Annotated in this window: 14 protein-coding genes; 2 read left to right on the forward strand and 12 right to left on the reverse strand. The window is 43.5% G+C overall.

Annotation, left to right across the window (positions count from 1 at the left end; genetic code table 11):
- Positions 1 to 28: 28 nt before the first annotated feature.
- The gene (locus ACFWMP_RS04675) at positions 29 to 682 is read right to left on the reverse strand and encodes an HD domain-containing protein (RefSeq protein ID WP_379422202.1); all 654 of its coding nucleotides are present in this window, start codon (positions 680 to 682) and stop codon (positions 29 to 31) included.
- A 353-nt stretch (positions 683 to 1035) separates the two neighbouring features.
- Between ACFWMP_RS04675 and ACFWMP_RS04680 the strand changes: the two genes are divergently transcribed.
- Positions 1036 to 2316, forward strand: a complete 1281-nt coding sequence (locus ACFWMP_RS04680; protein ID WP_379422204.1) for a histidine--tRNA ligase — start codon at positions 1036 to 1038, stop codon at positions 2314 to 2316.
- Positions 2317 to 2466: 150 nt separating this feature from the next.
- Here the strand turns inward: ACFWMP_RS04680 and ACFWMP_RS04685 are convergent, their stop codons facing one another.
- The 4 genes from ACFWMP_RS04685 to ACFWMP_RS04700 form a co-directional block, all read right to left on the reverse strand.
- Positions 2467 to 4500, reverse strand: a complete 2034-nt coding sequence (locus ACFWMP_RS04685) for a methyl-accepting chemotaxis protein (RefSeq protein ID WP_076283221.1) — start codon at positions 4498 to 4500, stop codon at positions 2467 to 2469.
- Positions 4501 to 4709: 209 nt separating this feature from the next.
- Positions 4710 to 5741 carry a bile acid:sodium symporter family protein gene (locus ACFWMP_RS04690; RefSeq protein ID WP_379422206.1) on the reverse strand — a complete coding sequence of 344 codons (1032 nt, stop codon included), beginning with the start codon at positions 5739 to 5741 and terminating at the stop codon, positions 4710 to 4712.
- Between the two features lie 175 nt (positions 5742 to 5916).
- A complete protein-coding gene (locus tag ACFWMP_RS04695) occupies positions 5917 to 6864 on the reverse strand; it encodes a radical SAM protein (RefSeq protein WP_341061706.1) in 948 nt (315 codons plus the stop codon).
- Positions 6865 to 7133: 269 nt separating this feature from the next.
- On the reverse strand, positions 7134 to 7553 hold the full coding sequence (locus ACFWMP_RS04700) for a hypothetical protein (RefSeq protein WP_379422209.1): 420 nt from the start codon (positions 7551 to 7553) through the stop codon (positions 7134 to 7136).
- Positions 7554 to 7682: 129 nt separating this feature from the next.
- Here ACFWMP_RS04700 and ACFWMP_RS04705 point away from each other — a divergent pair, with 129 nt between their 5' ends.
- Complete coding sequence (locus ACFWMP_RS04705) at positions 7683 to 8231, forward strand: hypothetical protein (protein ID WP_379422211.1); 549 nt, start codon at positions 7683 to 7685, stop codon at positions 8229 to 8231.
- A 464-nt stretch (positions 8232 to 8695) separates the two neighbouring features.
- On the opposite strand, the gene ACFWMP_RS04710 is transcribed toward ACFWMP_RS04705, so the two are convergent.
- From ACFWMP_RS04710 to ACFWMP_RS04740, 7 genes are all read right to left on the reverse strand, one after another.
- Positions 8696 to 9949 carry a stalk domain-containing protein gene (locus ACFWMP_RS04710; RefSeq protein ID WP_081951082.1) on the reverse strand — a complete coding sequence of 418 codons (1254 nt, stop codon included), beginning with the start codon at positions 9947 to 9949 and terminating at the stop codon, positions 8696 to 8698.
- Positions 9950 to 10107: 158 nt separating this feature from the next.
- Entirely contained in the window at positions 10108 to 11058 is a 951-nt protein-coding gene (locus ACFWMP_RS04715; protein WP_379422213.1) for a nucleoside hydrolase, read from the reverse strand.
- A 42-nt stretch (positions 11059 to 11100) separates the two neighbouring features.
- A complete protein-coding gene (locus ACFWMP_RS04720; protein ID WP_042186739.1) occupies positions 11101 to 11409 on the reverse strand; it encodes a hypothetical protein in 309 nt (102 codons plus the stop codon).
- Between the two features lie 118 nt (positions 11410 to 11527).
- The gene (locus ACFWMP_RS04725; protein WP_379422215.1) at positions 11528 to 12709 is read right to left on the reverse strand and encodes a MalY/PatB family protein; all 1182 of its coding nucleotides are present in this window, start codon (positions 12707 to 12709) and stop codon (positions 11528 to 11530) included.
- Positions 12710 to 12835: 126 nt separating this feature from the next.
- Entirely contained in the window at positions 12836 to 13906 is a 1071-nt protein-coding gene (locus ACFWMP_RS04730) for a dihydrodipicolinate synthase family protein (RefSeq protein ID WP_379422217.1), read from the reverse strand.
- Complete coding sequence (locus tag ACFWMP_RS04735; protein ID WP_379423510.1) at positions 13906 to 14922, reverse strand: NAD-dependent epimerase/dehydratase family protein; 1017 nt, start codon at positions 14920 to 14922, stop codon at positions 13906 to 13908. The genes ACFWMP_RS04730 and ACFWMP_RS04735 overlap by 1 nt, the downstream gene beginning before the upstream one ends.
- Before the next feature lie 498 nt (positions 14923 to 15420).
- Positions 15421 to 15621, reverse strand: coding sequence for a dihydroxy-acid dehydratase domain-containing protein (locus tag ACFWMP_RS04740; protein WP_379422219.1), 201 nt, complete (start codon positions 15619 to 15621; stop codon positions 15421 to 15423).
- Between the last annotated feature and the right edge of the window lie 300 nt (positions 15622 to 15921).

Consider the following 15921-nt stretch of genomic DNA (forward strand, 5'->3'; position numbering starts at 1 on the left):
ATCTTGTGCATACTTATCATTATAACAGCTATTGGCTCCCTTGATTCCATTCCCTATAGAACTGGTCCAGATAATTAATCATAAAATCATGCCGTTCTTCTGCTAACTTGCGTCCATAGGTTGTATTCATCAGGAATTTTAATTTTAATAACTTCTCATAAAAATGATTGATAGCCGTTCCTTTGCTGTAATCCCTGTACTCCTTTTGAAGCGATTCATCTCTTGGAGACACTTCCGGATCATAAGCTGGACGACCTTTCGCCCCTGAGAAAATAAAGGTTCTGGCAATGCCAATCGCACCAAGCGCATCAAGTCGATCGGCATCTTGAACCACTTGGCCTTCAAGCGTCTGCATCGGTTCTCCCCCGCCACCACTAAAGGACATCGTCTCGATAATCATCATAATATGATTAATTTGTTGCTCATCTGTAAGGTTTGAAGAAAGCCAGGTACGTACTTTAAGCAAACCTTCTTCTTTAGACGGATTAAGCTTCTCGTCAGCAACATCATGCAGCAAGGCGGCCATCGTGCAAACAAATACATCTGTGCTCTCGATCTTGGCAATTTCAGCGGCGGTGTTGCGCACTCTATCGGAATGCCACCAGTCATGCCCCGTAGTATCTTGTCCAAGTTGTTCTTTAACAAAATCTTCGGTCCGAGCTATAATTAAAGATTCATTCATCGTAGAAAAACTCCCTTTCCTTAAGGAATATCGAAGCCCTATTATAGCTGATAACTTGTCCATTCGCCCACAAGAAATCGAACCAAATATAAATTCTTGCTTGCACGACTCCAAATGATCCGCTATAATCGGCAGTAATCAAAATTTCGAAGGGAATTGGTTCTGATGAATACAAATACAATCATGCTGAATCAACTTCATTATTATCACAAACAGCGTTAGCACTCCTGAATTTTTTCAGGGAGGCTAACGCTACTCGCGTTGGCCTCCCTGCGGCATAGATCACGCGCAGGACCAAGAGGTCCTGCGCGTTTTTTTATTTTCTAAACTATGCCAATTCAAAGGAGCTACTAATGATGCAAAACATTAAAGGAACTTATGATTACTTCGGTCAAGAGCAAGCGCTCAGAAAGAACATTCAAAATACGCTGCAGGACTTGTTCGAGCTCTATGATTTTGAATCGATGGATACGACATTATTAAATGAATTGGAGTTATTAACCTCAAAATATGCAGGCGGGGACGAAATCCTCAAGGAAATGTACCAACTCACGGATCAGGGCAACCGCAAATTGGGGTTGCGTTATGATCTGACGATTCCTTTTGCCAAAGTGATCGCTTTAAATCCAGGGATAGAGTTCCCCTTCAAGCGGTATGAGATCGGAAAAGTGTTCCGAGATGGACCCGTAAAACGTGGGCGTCTGCGTGAATTCCTGCAATGTGATGTCGATGTGGTCGGCATTTCCGGCCCTGAGGCTGAAGCTGAGCTAATGCAGCTGGCTACCGAAGCGTTCCGCAAGCTGGACATTCCTATCATCCTAAAATGGAACAATCGACGTTTTCTCGGTGAGATTCTAGAGTCCATCGGCGTACCTGCGGAAGAGCAACTATCCGTTATGCTTACCCTTGATAAACTTGAGAAAATCAGCATTAGCGGAGTGGAGAACGAGTTGATTGGCAAGGGGCTAGAACCTGCAACCATCACAGCGATTCTAGCGCTTATCGAAATGGACAATCCAAGCTTTGAGCAGTTATGCGACAATTACAATCTCACAACACAACCGGGTGCGTCAGAGGTTCTCGTCCTACAAAATCTAATCCAAGACATTGGACTACAGGAGACTTGCCGCTTCGATCCTTTCTTATCCCGAGGTCTTTCATTCTACACAGGAACAGTTTACGAGATCTTTGATGCATCTGGTTCCTTTGCCTCAAGCTTGGGTGGCGGAGGCAGATATGACGCGATTATCGGACAGCTAGTGGGCAGAGAGGATATTCAATATCCTACGGTGGGGTTGTCATTTGGTATGGAGTCAATCATGGCGCTCCTAACAGAACGACCTATCCAAGAAAATAGAGCAGCAAATGTTATGGTCATTCCCATTGGTGAGACACTACCACAAGCTTTAATTGCAGCAGCCGAGCTGCGTGCCTGTTCTATAAGAACCACTCTCATATCCGGTAAAAGAAAATTAAAAAAGCAGCTCGCCACAGCTTCATCCAAAAACATCCGTTACGTTATACTGATCGGCGAAAGCGAATCAAGTGTTGATAAGGTACGTTTGAAAGATATGGTGGAACAAACAGAGGTTATCGTTCCGCTGGATGAAGCTATTTACCTCATCACTGGCTAAGCTGGTATTCGCTTAAAAAGATTCACATAAAAAAAGACCCCGCCGACGGCCGGCGGGGCAAAGTTTATATTTAAGGGAGGTTATATATGTACTATAACCTTACAAGCTTAATATTTTATGAATGACGGATAAAGATTCCCTTAATCCTACTTAGATCTTAAACCGATCTACCAGCCCCTGTAGCTCCTTGGCACTTTGGGTATTCTCGTCAGCCACCGTAACTTCATGGAATGTCTTCTCAACGATATCAGCCGTCTTCACCGCAATATCCTGAATCCCAATAGCCCCCTCATTTACTGTAGCAGCCACTTCATTGACCGCTATAGAAATACTAGAAACGGCCATACTTAGATGATCAGCCGCGGTCTCAAATTGATTCATCAGCAAATTCACTGTTGTAGCATCTCTGTTATATTGCTGACTTACCTCCGTTAACCGCTCATAGTCTCCAAGAACATTCTGGTCAATAAAAGCTAGTAACGCCTCTGAATTTTCCTTCATTAGTTCAACAGAAGCATAAACTCCTGAAACGACCCCTTGAATCCCAGCCGCAGTCTCTGACGATTTCTCAGCCAACTTGCGGATTTCACCAGCTACAACAGCAAATCCTCTACCTGCCTCACCTGCTCTAGCCGCTTCGATCGCTGCATTCAAAGCAAGCAGATTGGTCTGACTAGTAATCGATAGAATCGTATCCGCCAGTACATTAATCTCTGAGATCGCATTCGACTGTTCAATTGCTTTTTCCATATCGATACGAACAGATTCATACACTCGCTTCGCATTATCCGTAGACTCTATCGCCTCATCTTGTAACACCATCGCCCGCTCACTGATCTGCTTGGAAACTTCAGCGCCTTCCTTCACATTACTGGAGATCTCGGACACATTAATATCAATTTCAGTTATCGCTGCCGTCATCTCTTGTGTTGAAGCTGCTGTCTCCTCCATCCCTGCCGAAAGCTGCTGTGTAGTTGCCGAATTATCATGAGCATTCTCCCGTACATCTATAGACAGCTTTTCAAGAGTCTCCGCATTATCAAGCACCTTGGTCGAGATCATGATTAGACTACCCGCCATATCACGAAGAATAACCCGTGTTCGGAGCATCGCTATGGCTATCGTACCTGTTTCGTCTTTGTTTTTCGTCAGATACTCGTACTGGGAGTCATACGTCAAATTCAGCTCTGCCGTTCTATTTATCAACTCTGTCAGTTTAGCAATCGGTGAAGAGATTTTTTGGGCAAAATATAAAGCAATCAACAATGCAATAATCAAACTTCCTGCACCCAGAAACAGATTAAAGCTTCTCATCTCATTCACAGGTTTTACAATTTCATCTAAATTTGCGGTTATCCCAAGCAACCAGTGGGTCTCAGGCATAACGGTATAGGCTGATTTTTTATCCACATCATTATATGTATAGCTAAGCAGGCTATCTTCTACTTTTTCACCAGATTTCACACGCTTCACCACAGCCATGATCTGATCATTGGCAACAGGTTGTCCTACTTGCTTCTTATCCGGATGATACAGTGTATTCCCATTTTCATCGAGAAGATAAGCATACGAAGTCGTTGTATTTACTACTTTTGCATCTGCTAAATACTTAATCATACTATCTGCGGAAACCGCTGAAGCTACATATCCAATCATCTTCCCGTTACTCTTAACCGGATGTACAAATCCTACCACATAAGCCCCAGTAGATTTCGATTTCAGTGTTTCGCTAATTACCGGCGCCGCAGTCTCCATTACTTTCTTCGTATAATTTCTATCACTGAAATCCGTACCTATAAGCTTAATATCACTGTCAGCCACAGCGATGCCATTCATATCACTGACAAAAGCATGTTCGAGGTTCCCAGCATCCTTCACAATTCCCTGAAGGCTGATATTTACCTCATTCTGTAGCTTACTCCCCTTGGCGACGCCACCATTCCCTGCTTGGAGTAATAATTCGACAATTTCCGACCTTCCCGCAATAAGTTCAATACTTCTCTGCTCCTTCGAAATCATAGCCGATATGGTCTGAGCTTTATTCGTATTGACCTGCTTCATAGAATTCTCAGTAAGGCTCACAATGGCCTGAGTTGACCTTAAATATGTAAAAACCCCCATTACTGCAATACATAATAGGGTCACACCTATCATCATAAGTGATAGTTTAAGACGAATCTTCATTTTCCCTCATCCTTCCGACTACTGTTCATTAGAGAACAATGCAATTGTAAATAATACAACTACTATCGGATATGATGATAAATTAGTGAATATTGATGAAGCGAAAATACGGAAAATATCAAAAAATGTCGAATTTTTGCATATAAATGCAGAAAAAACTAGTTCTACTAGTTCGGTGATCTTCTTTACACTAGTTATTAAGACCTGTTTTATTTCTGAAATGAAATAGGCGGTTCTGACTGGGATGCTGGAGAAACTTGCGTAATTGCACCATCTGTTAAAGGGTGTTTAGTTCTGCTACGTAAAAACAGACCAGACATTGCAGCAAGAATTTGCTGGAATAACATTCCTGAAATCACAGGGAGTGCAACAGCCGGAGGAAAATATTTTACTGCGAGCACAGCTCCTGCGCTTAAATTACGCATGCCGGAATTAAATTGTACGGCCACAGAATCTTCGTAGCTAAAGCGGAAACGGCGCGATACCAATGCTCCGATTACATATCCGAGAACTACGGTTACGAAGGTTACGCCAATAATAATCGCTAATTTACTATCCGGGTGTTTCAGATAACGGGCAATGCTAGCACCATTAATAGAAACGACCATGAACAACCCAACCTTTACAAATGGGGAAAGCGGAGGTCCACATACCGTATTCACCTTGCCTTTTGTCCATTGATTCAGAAGCATCCCGACCACCGAAGGAATGACAACCATCCATAGGAGCCCTTTCATCATTTCCCCAAGCTGAATCTCCACACTCGCTCCCATGAGCAAATACAAGGTACCCGGAACGACAATCGGTGACAAGAGCGTATCGATCAGAATAAGCGCCAAAGTTAGTGCAATGTTTCCGCCGTATATGGATACCCACACCACGCTAACCACACCCGTTGGGATCGCAAACAATAGTACAAATCCTGTCACTGTGTAAGGATCTCCCGGAAAAACAGCACTTGCAACGAGCCAGCCAATGAGCGGCATCACGATATGAAGAATAAGCATCAACACGATCAACTTCTGTGGTTTCAGCAGTACGCCCAGCAGATCTTTGAGATTAGATTTCAAGCTCCCGATCAATGTCATAAAGGCGAATATCCATGGGACGAGACCTGTGAATGGTAGCAGTCTGCTTTCATTAAGCACACCAACCACGATGGCAGTAGGTGTTAATAATGGCATGATTTTTTCGAGAACAACATTGGATTTGATGAGTCCATTTCTTATATTCGTAAGCATGTGTCGCATACCTTATGTATGGATGTCATACATTCCTTATCCGCAAATTTAAGTTATAGCAGTCTCTATAAGCTTACAGAAATCATACAGGACTTTCCATTAATCTACTACACAAAAAAGGAACCAATTCATTAAATTGGCTCCATGTCGTAATTTTATAGCAATGCTTAACGATTTAAACCCCTTGCGGAAACAATGCGTCCAGTGCTGGGCATGGCAGTTTATCCAGGAACTGAGCCAAAGGCGCTGGCATGTTACTATATAAGTCCTTCAGTGAGGTTCCCTGATAAATGTTGCCAATAATAACGGGATGACATAATTCAGAGATCAGGATGTCTCCATTGCCATGTAGATGAAGCTGTTTCTTGCCCTCTATGCAGTGTGGAAAATAAACGCCCGGTTGCTCCTCGAACCCAAGCGCATCCATAAACCGGTCCATGCAAGTGAAATACAGGGTCGTATCCTCTTTCTTCATAGCGATTAGTTCACTCACAGCATTCTTTAATTGTTCACGGGCAGCTATAGACTTCCAACCCGTATGATCCATGATAATACTGTTCTGAATCTCATGTGTTCTGACACCCATCGCATATACGTGATCACTAATTTCCTTCATATTATCCTGAGTTTCGCTGAACAACAGCGTTTCCAGCACCGTATCTACACTAGTTGCCGCGAACATAGTAATGTTCTCTCTAATTTTCTCATAGATGCTTGGATGAATATTATAATAACGAGAGAATGCGTCCGCTGTAGTAAAATTGAAGGAAATATGTATCGTCGTTAATCCTGCCGCGACCAATTGATCAATCCGTTCAGCATTTAAAAGACTGCCGTTCGAATTGAGCTGTGTCTGAATCCCTCTGGATGAGCAGTAGTTTACAATCTCCACACAGTCATCGAACTTTAATGTGACCTCGCCACCTGACAAGCGTACTCTTTTCAGACCAGGAAGCTCTTCAAGAATTCGGATAACCTCTTTAGCCTTGATGCTTTGTCCATCATTTCTATTATACGCACAACAATAATCGCAGCGAAAATTACAGTTCGAGGTAACTCCTATTTCTAAGCCTTCCAGCTCATAAGTAAGCGGTTTGTCTAGTTCCAATGCTTTATATCTCATTCTCTAAAGTCCTCCTGAAAAATAATGATTTGATTCAAGGGTTCAATCTTAGAGATTATAAAGGTTTACGGCTTAGGTTAATGTGAGGTATATAACAGTCGAAGTGTGTTTGAGAAATCCAGGTCAGCAGCTTCAGTCGTAACTATGGGAATGTTTGGACTTCCGGAGACAGCCTATGCTTACGAAGTGAGCTTTCCTACGGAAAGCTTTCAGGCGGTCGCTATCGCTCCTACAGCTCCAAACTTCCCTTCGTCACTACTTAGCTGATCTCATTTTTCGTAATGCTTTCCTTCTTCGAAAGAGTTGCCACCTGATGGTACCCAAACACTCTGGTGAATTTTCTTCTCATTTACGACTGAATAAATATAAATCCAACCTTCTTCGTTTTTAAATCTAACTTGTAAATGATAAGGATTATATTGTCTACCTGCTTGTCGACTAATTTCCCATTCTTGATTAGGGTATTTCTCCTCCAAATAGTGATTGAGTTGTTCTGTTTTTCGGGATACTTGATAATCAATCCAGTAGGGGCGAATAGCGAAGGATAAAAGCAAAAGTACAGTTATTGAAGATACTATAATTAAACCAGACCTCCTAATCTTACGGGGTAAAAACAAGGCTACTCCAAATATAATGAGGACAAAAACAACCAAAAATATGATTTCTATTGCTGTAATTGGATGCAACATAACCCTCCTCTGAATCAGGCTTCTTTCGAATTCCATGACCCATTTACTGGTCTGAACCATTAATTTCCAGTATAATGCTTTATTGTAAGCAAACACAACTCATGCAGAACGCTTGAAAGGAGCCAAAAGATGAGGAAAATCATCCTAAATTCACTCATTATACTAATATTCATATTTGTTACAGGCTGTACATCTAATGCCGATACGGTTGATACACCGCTGTACTCAGGGAAAAGCTTATTTATAGGTGTTGTTGGCGAGGTCCCTAAAATAAGAGAAGAACATGTGTACTTCACAAGTATTTCTTTTGAGGAGTTAGAAGATTATTCAAAGCTCTCCTCCCAATATGATGCTGTAGTTATTACGAAAGAGCATCTGAAAGAAGCGGACGACAACAAGTATGTTAAAGTATACACAAATGCAGGTGTTCCTTTCTTCTTTATTGGAGCTACGAAATCATTTATGCCGTTTGTTCTTGAAGACGTATCGTATGAGCACTATTCTTTAACAAATTTTAATAGTGATATGTATGTTACTTGCTATCTTCAAACTGGTGAAACATATAAAACTTGGGGATACGGGCTTTACAACGGCAAAGTAAATGAACCCAACATTAAAGATGTATACTCACGGATGTTCACTACTATCGAGTCCATCAAGAATGGTACGTATGAATAGGCATATCCCCCTTCATAAGAGAAAGATCATTTATACCGTGAAACCTATAAATTCCGATCCATTTTAGATTTCATATCACAAACTCCCCACCTTCTGCACCCGGTCAATGAAATTGTGATGGGAGATGGCAAGGGAGTTTTATAGGGAAAAACTCCCTATTTTCAGGATGATTTCTTCACAATTACCCAGTTATGCGGAATTTCTCCCTATAATGCGGGGAATTTTCTAAAAAACGATGATATCCGCTGAAATATAGGGAGAAATTCACTATATTCCACCTGTACAACCCTAAAATACAGAATTTATAGGGAGGATTTCCCTATACTTTAATAGATCTATTCCATTCTAGCTTTATGTGAGAAAGATAAGGATAATTTATTGCGCAAGCATATATTTTTTTCTTTTTAAGAAAAAAAGGCTGCCAAATGGCAGCCCTTTTCTTTGGATAACGTATCATAAATCGCCTACAACTCCACCGACTTGCCCATCTCATTCCAGACAGGCTGTCCAATCAAGCCCACACGCCAGATTGCAATCCCTTTAAGACCATAACGTTTGGCAAGTCCAACCTTGGAATTTACTGATGTTTCATTCTCACTGTATACGGAAATACCGAGAATCAGCTTATCCTTACTCACTTGCTGAAGTGCAAGCCGGATGCCTTCATCAACTAAACTCATCGGCTCTGGAATTTTTTTCTCTTGCAAATAATCATAAGCCATAATGACCAAATCGTCTGCGAGGCTTCCCAGCGTCTTGTAATCATAACCTTTATAAGAGCTGTTTAATGGATGAAGAATAACCGTGAGCTTAAGACCTGCTGCATGTGCTTTTTGAGATAAATTCTTCACAAAAGCATTATAATCGGCTTGCACCTTTGCTTTATCTCCCGTTAGACCCAGTCCCTCGAGATCCAGCGTGATGCCTTGGAATCCCTTTTGTGTAGCCAGATCAACGATTCCTGTAATCGTCTGCTCTTGAAGCGTTTTATCTTCCAGATTCTTCGTGAGCTCCGCTGCAGTATCACCAGAAAAGACCATCAGATAAGGCGCTGTGCCACCTGCTGCTGCATTCGAGACAATAGACTCTGGGGTTACATCCCCAGCTGCTTGAGGCCATCTAAAGTCAGTGCCTGTCGTGGTGAATTGTCCACTTTTATCAATCCCGCTCCACCCAAAAGCTACAGCATCGAAGCTAGGAAGTAACGAAATTTCACTGTATGAGCTAAGCGCATAAAAGCCCAGCTTGTACATATCCGTCTTCGGTGAAGTGATCGATACCGTCTTCGTTGCTTGATCCCATGCTACGCCCGCACCAAACTGCTGGCCGAAGAAGCTAAGTGGAATCATCGTGTTATTACGGATCGTTTGCGGGGCAACCCCTAGCTTCACAACTTCGCCGTTTACGCCTGCATTTTTACTACCAAGGGTCAACGTTACCACTTTAGTACCCACTGTATCCGTCTTGGTCGCGGTAATTTTCTTAAGTGCTTGATTCCACTCTACGTTGATCCCCAGCGCTTCTGATATCGCCCGGAATGGAACCATCGTCGTTCCGTTCATCACAACAGGCTCTACTGGAAACGGCAGTGCATAACCATCCAGCACAATACTAACTCCACCTGCGGGTGCTGCTTGTGTAGTGTTTTGGAATAATGCCGTGGTGCCGCCTAGCGAAATCGCCAGACATAAAACCAATTTGCCAATCCGTTTGTTCATGACTGTTAAGTCTCCCATCTTCCATAATATGAAGTGTAATCTCTTAAACTCTTTATATGTCTTCTACCATTTTACCAAAGATTATCCAATTGTAAAATTAATAGATTGTCATCTATGAGCTTCGAAATTATTTTTCATATTAGTAGAGGTCGACAAAATTACATAAACACGCTCAAAAAGGTTCCCACTGCTCGTTCAACATCTACATCCACAGCAACTTGTATGGGTTTACCCACTTTTGGCTGAGCCCGCAAATCCGCTACGACCATTCCCGATGTAAACTCACCTTTGTGCTCCACACGAACATTCATTTCTTTATAGGTTACTAGATCTGGTTGCAGCGCAACCATAAGCGCGAGCGGATCATGCAGCGGTGCACTGTTAATCAAAAAGTTCGCTTCACGATAGAAATTAAAATAATGAGTGAGCGATTGTTCCATAAACGAAATGATCGCTTTATTCTCTTCACGTCCAAAACGGTTTAACAAATCGATATGCTCTTGGGTAATCCGCGTCTTAAGCGTAACGTCTAAACCCACCATCATAACGGGAAGTCCAGATGTAAATACATGATCTGCAGCTTCAGGGTCTCCAGCAATATTCGCTTCCGCAACCGGTGTTCTATTACCGGGATTGAAGATCGTACCGCCCATCACCACTACTTTTTTCAAAGTATTTTTAATCCCAGGGTCCATATCAAGCGCCATCGAAAGATTGGTTAGATGTGCCAGTGTAACTAATACAATTTCTCCGGGATTCTCATTAGCCATCCGAACAATAAACTCAGATGCAGTTTCGCTAATGGTACGCTGGCTGGATGGAGCGATTTCCACATTACCAATACCGTTCTCACCATGCACATGAGTGGCGTAGCCTGAGTGCTCACGAACAAGTGCTTTGGATGCTCCGATGGCTACAGGAATCTCATAACCAGGCTTAGCAAGCTCAATCAGTCGCAGTGAATTGTCCGCCGCCTTGTCGACATCAATATTCCCAAAAACGGTTGTAATTCCTTCTACAATTACGTTTGGAGCGCGTAAAGCATACAGAATCGCCAGTGCGTCATCAATACCTGTGTCTGCATCAATAATAATTCGTGTTTTGCTCATTAATGTTCTCTCCCACCCTGCAATGTCGTATGGATTATCATATCACGGCCTACCAGTACGCTCAATTTTATTCATTTGCTGTTCTTTAAAAGTATCAATAAAGCTTTCAGGATCACACTCTACCAAATAAGTATATACACCCTTACTCGTGTACAGATAGAACATCCCCTCTGAACCTCCCATTGAGCGATAGGACATATCTAAAATATCTTTTATTGGAAATTCACGATGACGAGTCACGACTCTATCTTTGTACAAATACATTAAGCGATTGCAAGTAATACTTCGTTGTTCTCCATCCTTAATTTCTCGCTGTATCTTATAATACGGAAGCTGAGCTACCCATTTCATTTGAAGTCCTCCTGCTTGACGTAATGGACTCCATTTTATTATTCTTTTTACCTTTTTGCAAAATAAAGAAGCTCGACGATCCCCTTAGAAGGAATCATCAAGCTTCAGTAATTACCTTTTATTTCGCAGTATAAGCTAGAGCTGCTCGGCAAAAGCGATCTAACGCTTCAACTAGAATAGATCTAGGACAAGCCAGATTGATCCGCAGATGACCTTGTCCCTCAGTTCCAAAGACAGAGCCTTCATTAAAAGCAACTTTAGCCTCTTTGTACATCAGCTGTTTAAGTCCATCTATATCCAGATTCAGACCGCGGCAGTCAACCCATAGCAGGTATGTGCCTTGCGGATGCATCACTTGGACCTGCGGTAAATGCTCCGACAAATAGCTAATCGCATAGTCCACATTGCCTGACACGTACTCTAAAAGCTCATCCAACCATTCTTCACCATCATTATAGGCAGCTTCTACTGCACCTTGGGCGAAGTAGCTAGCCATATGTAAACTCAAGGCTTTCATTTTTCGATCAAATTTAAGCTTCAATTCCGGATTGGAAGAAACGATAAAAGAAGATTGTAACCCCGGTAGATTGAAGGTTTTGGTCGCGGCAAGTGTGGTTAGTGTAATATTCGCAATTTCCTCAGATAAGGATGCAAAAGGGATATGCTCATAACCTGGAAGCACCAAATCACAATGAATCTCATCAGAGATTACGGTCACTCCATAACGCAGACAGAGCTCACCAAGCTTCAGCAGCTCTTCTCTTTCCCATACTCTACCACCCGGATTATGCGGACTGCATAAAAGCAGCAGCTTGGCTCCACCTTGCATCAGCCCTTCCAATTGCTCATAATCCATCTCGAAGCGTCCATTACGAATAACAAGCGGATTCTTGGCGACCTTGCGATCATTCATTTGGATGACATCATAGAAGGGATAATAGACTGGCGACTGTAAAATAACCTCGTCCCCCGGCTCGGTAAACAGCTCTACAGCAAAACTTAAGGAGGTTACGATTCCGGGAGAATCCGAAATCCATTCCGGTTTAATTTCCCAATCATGCCGTCTTCTAAACCACGACGTGATAGCTTCTTTATAAGAGTCACTAGGTACACTGTATCCGTAAACCCCTTGTTCTGCGCGGCGCAGAATCGCTTCCTTCACTGCAGGAGGACTTTCAAAATCCATGTCTGCCACCCAAAGTGGCATAATATCCTTCTCACCAAACAACTTTTCGGACTGGTCCCACTTGTAAGAACGTGTATTACGGCGGTCAATTACGCGATCGAAATCATACTTCAATTAAAGTCACCTCATCCTTATAAACTTGTCCCTTATTGTATCATGAGGCGGAGGATATCGCACTCTGGATAAGAAAGAACGCACTTGTCGAAAGTGCGCCCTCCTTAACTCTTATACAACTACGTGTTATTGCAGCCAATCTTCCAAATGCGATGCCACAAATCCATCATCCACTAGATGGGGATAGTCTCTGCGCACTCTGTTGATTTCCTCCACTTGCCCCGGGGATAATCGTTCCTCCTGATTTAGACACCATAAGCCTTCAAGCAATCCTTGATGGCGAAGCACTTCATGAATACCCGGGATACAGCCATGAAAATGATGCGCGGGATCAAATATCGCCGCATTGCTATCCGTCACTTCAGCCCCAAGCGTCAACCAATCGGATGCCAACGAGGGTTCACTTCTGACCTTTTTAATCTCATTAAGCAGCTGTACTGCTTTGCTCGTCCAGACTGCCCAGTGACCGAGTAGGCCGCCGACTATTTTTTTCTCAACGGGCTTGCCGTTCACCATAAATCGGAAGGTCGTGAGCAGATCGCTGACAATATTATCGTCATTTCCGGTGTACAGAGCAATTTCTTCGCTACGGCTGGATTCAAGCACTGCTCTGACTACATCCAGCGTCTGATAACGATTGAACGGTGCCATTTTGATGGCGATTACGCCTTCTATTTCAGCAAATGCCTTCCAAAAATCAAAACTTAAAATCCGTCCTCCCACCGACGGCTGAAGGTAGAAACCAAATACCGGAATCACATCCGCCACTCTGCGTGTTCGTTCCAGCAGTTCTTCCTCGCTTAAGTCTTGCAAGCCTCCCATACTGAGCAGTCCTGATTCATAACCAAAGCTTGCAGCAAGGCGCGCTTCAAGAACAGCCTGCTCCGTCCCACCGCAAATACCCGCTACTTTCATGAATGGCCGATTTAGCTGGGCAAGCTCCACCTCTTCCGCAGCTAGACGTAACACAGGTTCCAGCAGCCCTACTTCTGGATCCCTGATCTCGAATTGAGTGGAATGCACGGCAACCGCGACTCCACCCGCCCCGGAAGCAACATAATATCGGGTAAGTGCCCGTTGACGTCGCTCATCCAGCTTGCGCTCTTTAGTTAAGGCGAGAGGATGTGCGGGAATAGCCAACCCATCATGAAGCGCGGCATGTAATTCCGAAGTCAAAGGTACTCTTGTCAGTGTCATTAATATTTGCCCTCCCGCTCCTGAAAATGCGTGGGTTTATTCCAGGTTTCTCCGCCTTGTCCTACCCAATCGCCAATCCAGTCGATCATTTCGGCCAGCGATACCCGCGGATAGCCAAAGGTGGCAGCGGCTTTCGCTGCATTACTTAGCAGTGCAGTAGGTGCTTCTGCACCTGTAAAAATCGGCTCAATGCCTAACTTTCGGCCGAATTCATTCGCAGCCCAACGCAGGGACAATGTCTCAGGCCCAGTAATGTTCATGACATTAGGCGGCGAACTGCAACGCAGCAGTGCTCGCAATGCGATTTCATTCGCATCCCCTTGCCAGATCACATTGGCATGACCCATTGTGATATCAATGGCAAGTCCCTCCCTGACCGATCGAGCAAGCTCCAATAACACACCATACCGCAGATCAATGGCGTAATTCAGCCGATAAATGAACATCGGCGTTCCATTTTTATGAGAGAAATGTTCAAATATACGCTCCCGGCCCAGACAGGATTGCCCATATTCCCCATTCGCGTTCGGTGAAGTTCTTTCCGTTGCGCCTCCTTGGCTGACCGGAGTAAAGGGGTAAACGTTGCCTGTTGAGAATACAGCCATTCGTGAATTACGGAACCGTTCCGCAACGCGGCCCGGCAGATAGGCATTCATCATCCAAGTGAAATGTTCATTCCCGGTCGTGCCGAATTTATTCCCGGCCATATAGAGAATATTTTGGGTTTCAGGGAGTGCCTGCAGCGCCTTATCGTCAGACAAATCGGCGGAGATAATCTCGACCCCGGCCTCTTCAAGCTCTCGTCTCAGCTCCTTATTCGAGAAGCGGGATACGCCGATAACTTTCTTGTTTAGCCCCGCTTGGCGAATTGCATTCACCGCTAGCCTTGCGAGACTAGGTCCCATCTTGCCCCCCACGCCTAGTAGCATAATATCTCCATCGAGCTGGCTAAGTTCCTCAATCAGTGCTGCGGACGGACTTGCCAAGCGCTCCTCCAACTCTTGAACGGTTCGCATCATTGAACTCTCCTCTCCATTGACTCAAGTTTGTTGCTTTTACCACAAAAGACCTCATAGCTTGGTATAATCGGACACGTTGCTAGCTGTAATTGAAAGCCAGGCTAGCTGAGATTAGAAACTAGCTTGTTGTGATCGGAAACCAAGCTAACTACAATCGAAAACTAACTAGCTAGATTCACAAACCAGTTTGCTACAATCGAAAACTAACTCCCTGGTTGCAGAATGTGCAATAGAATTTTCAAATTCATCGCTAAAAAATGAATCTATTGCACTTCATACATCAGATTCCTGCTATAAGCTCGTTTAGTGGCGATTATCTGAAATTTCATTGCACAAAGTGCAATAAAATCAAAATCCAGCCTATCTAGAGCGGAATCTATTGCATAAAATGCAATCACTCAAAGCAAAGCAATCATCACATTCAAATCAATCAAAGCAATAAACCAACCTCAGTCCAGCCTATCCAGTTCAGTCAGCCAATCTAATAAACTCATACTAACTTTTGTCGTTGTGTAGCTTAGGCGCTTGCCATGTAATCCGCCGCTGGGCCTCTTCCTCTCCCGACACCTTCAGCTCTAAGCTCCTCGCGGAAATATCCAACTCAATTTCGTCGCCATCCTGCACAAGAGTCGCAATTCCTCCGATAGCCGCTTCCGGAGCCGCAGATACGTACAATTCGTGCGATATTTGCGACATGCGCGACACTTGCGATTCGTGCAATGCGTGCAATGCGTGCGATACGTGCGATACGTGCGATTCGTACGATTCGTACGATTCGTGCGATTCGTGCGATATAAGTGTATTTCGTACACTTATAACAACTCCTGTTCTCGTAGATGGTAATTTAGTTGTACTATCTGCAATTAAAAATCCAAAATGAGCCTACAAACAGCGATTTGATAAGATTTAACTGTATGAAGTGCAATTAAAGTCCAAATGAGACGATTACGATATACTGTAGTTGTATAAAGTGCAGCTATTTTATCTTCACAAGCA

The sequence above is a fragment of the Paenibacillus sp. NPDC058367 genome, assembly GCF_042723305.1.
In the GTDB taxonomy this organism is placed as follows: domain Bacteria; phylum Bacillota; class Bacilli; order Paenibacillales; family Paenibacillaceae; genus Paenibacillus_AQ.

What these genes read in the sequence shown, in the direction of transcription:
- ACFWMP_RS04675 (WP_379422202.1), bottom strand. Translation starts at nt 682, where the DNA reads ATGAATGAATCTTTAATTATAGCTCGGACCGAAGATTTTGTTAAAGAA.
- ACFWMP_RS04680 (WP_379422204.1), top strand. Translation starts at nt 1,036, where the DNA reads ATGATGCAAAACATTAAAGGAACTTATGATTACTTCGGTCAAGAGCAA.
- ACFWMP_RS04685 (WP_076283221.1), bottom strand. Translation starts at nt 4,500, where the DNA reads ATGAAGATTCGTCTTAAACTATCACTTATGATGATAGGTGTGACCCTA.
- ACFWMP_RS04690 (WP_379422206.1), bottom strand. Translation starts at nt 5,741, where the DNA reads ATGCTTACGAATATAAGAAATGGACTCATCAAATCCAATGTTGTTCTC.
- ACFWMP_RS04695 (WP_341061706.1), bottom strand. Translation starts at nt 6,864, where the DNA reads ATGAGATATAAAGCATTGGAACTAGACAAACCGCTTACTTATGAGCTG.
- ACFWMP_RS04700 (WP_379422209.1), bottom strand. Translation starts at nt 7,553, where the DNA reads ATGTTGCATCCAATTACAGCAATAGAAATCATATTTTTGGTTGTTTTT.
- ACFWMP_RS04705 (WP_379422211.1), top strand. Translation starts at nt 7,683, where the DNA reads ATGAGGAAAATCATCCTAAATTCACTCATTATACTAATATTCATATTT.
- ACFWMP_RS04710 (WP_081951082.1), bottom strand. Translation starts at nt 9,949, where the DNA reads ATGAACAAACGGATTGGCAAATTGGTTTTATGTCTGGCGATTTCGCTA.
- ACFWMP_RS04715 (WP_379422213.1), bottom strand. Translation starts at nt 11,058, where the DNA reads ATGAGCAAAACACGAATTATTATTGATGCAGACACAGGTATTGATGAC.
- ACFWMP_RS04720 (WP_042186739.1), bottom strand. Translation starts at nt 11,409, where the DNA reads ATGAAATGGGTAGCTCAGCTTCCGTATTATAAGATACAGCGAGAAATT.
- ACFWMP_RS04730 (WP_379422217.1), bottom strand. Translation starts at nt 13,906, where the DNA reads ATGACACTGACAAGAGTACCTTTGACTTCGGAATTACATGCCGCGCTT.
- ACFWMP_RS04735 (WP_379423510.1), bottom strand. Translation starts at nt 14,922, where the DNA reads ATGCGAACCGTTCAAGAGTTGGAGGAGCGCTTGGCAAGTCCGTCCGCA.
- ACFWMP_RS04740 (WP_379422219.1), bottom strand. Translation starts at nt 15,621, where the DNA reads ATGTCGCAAATATCGCACGAATTGTACGTATCTGCGGCTCCGGAAGCG.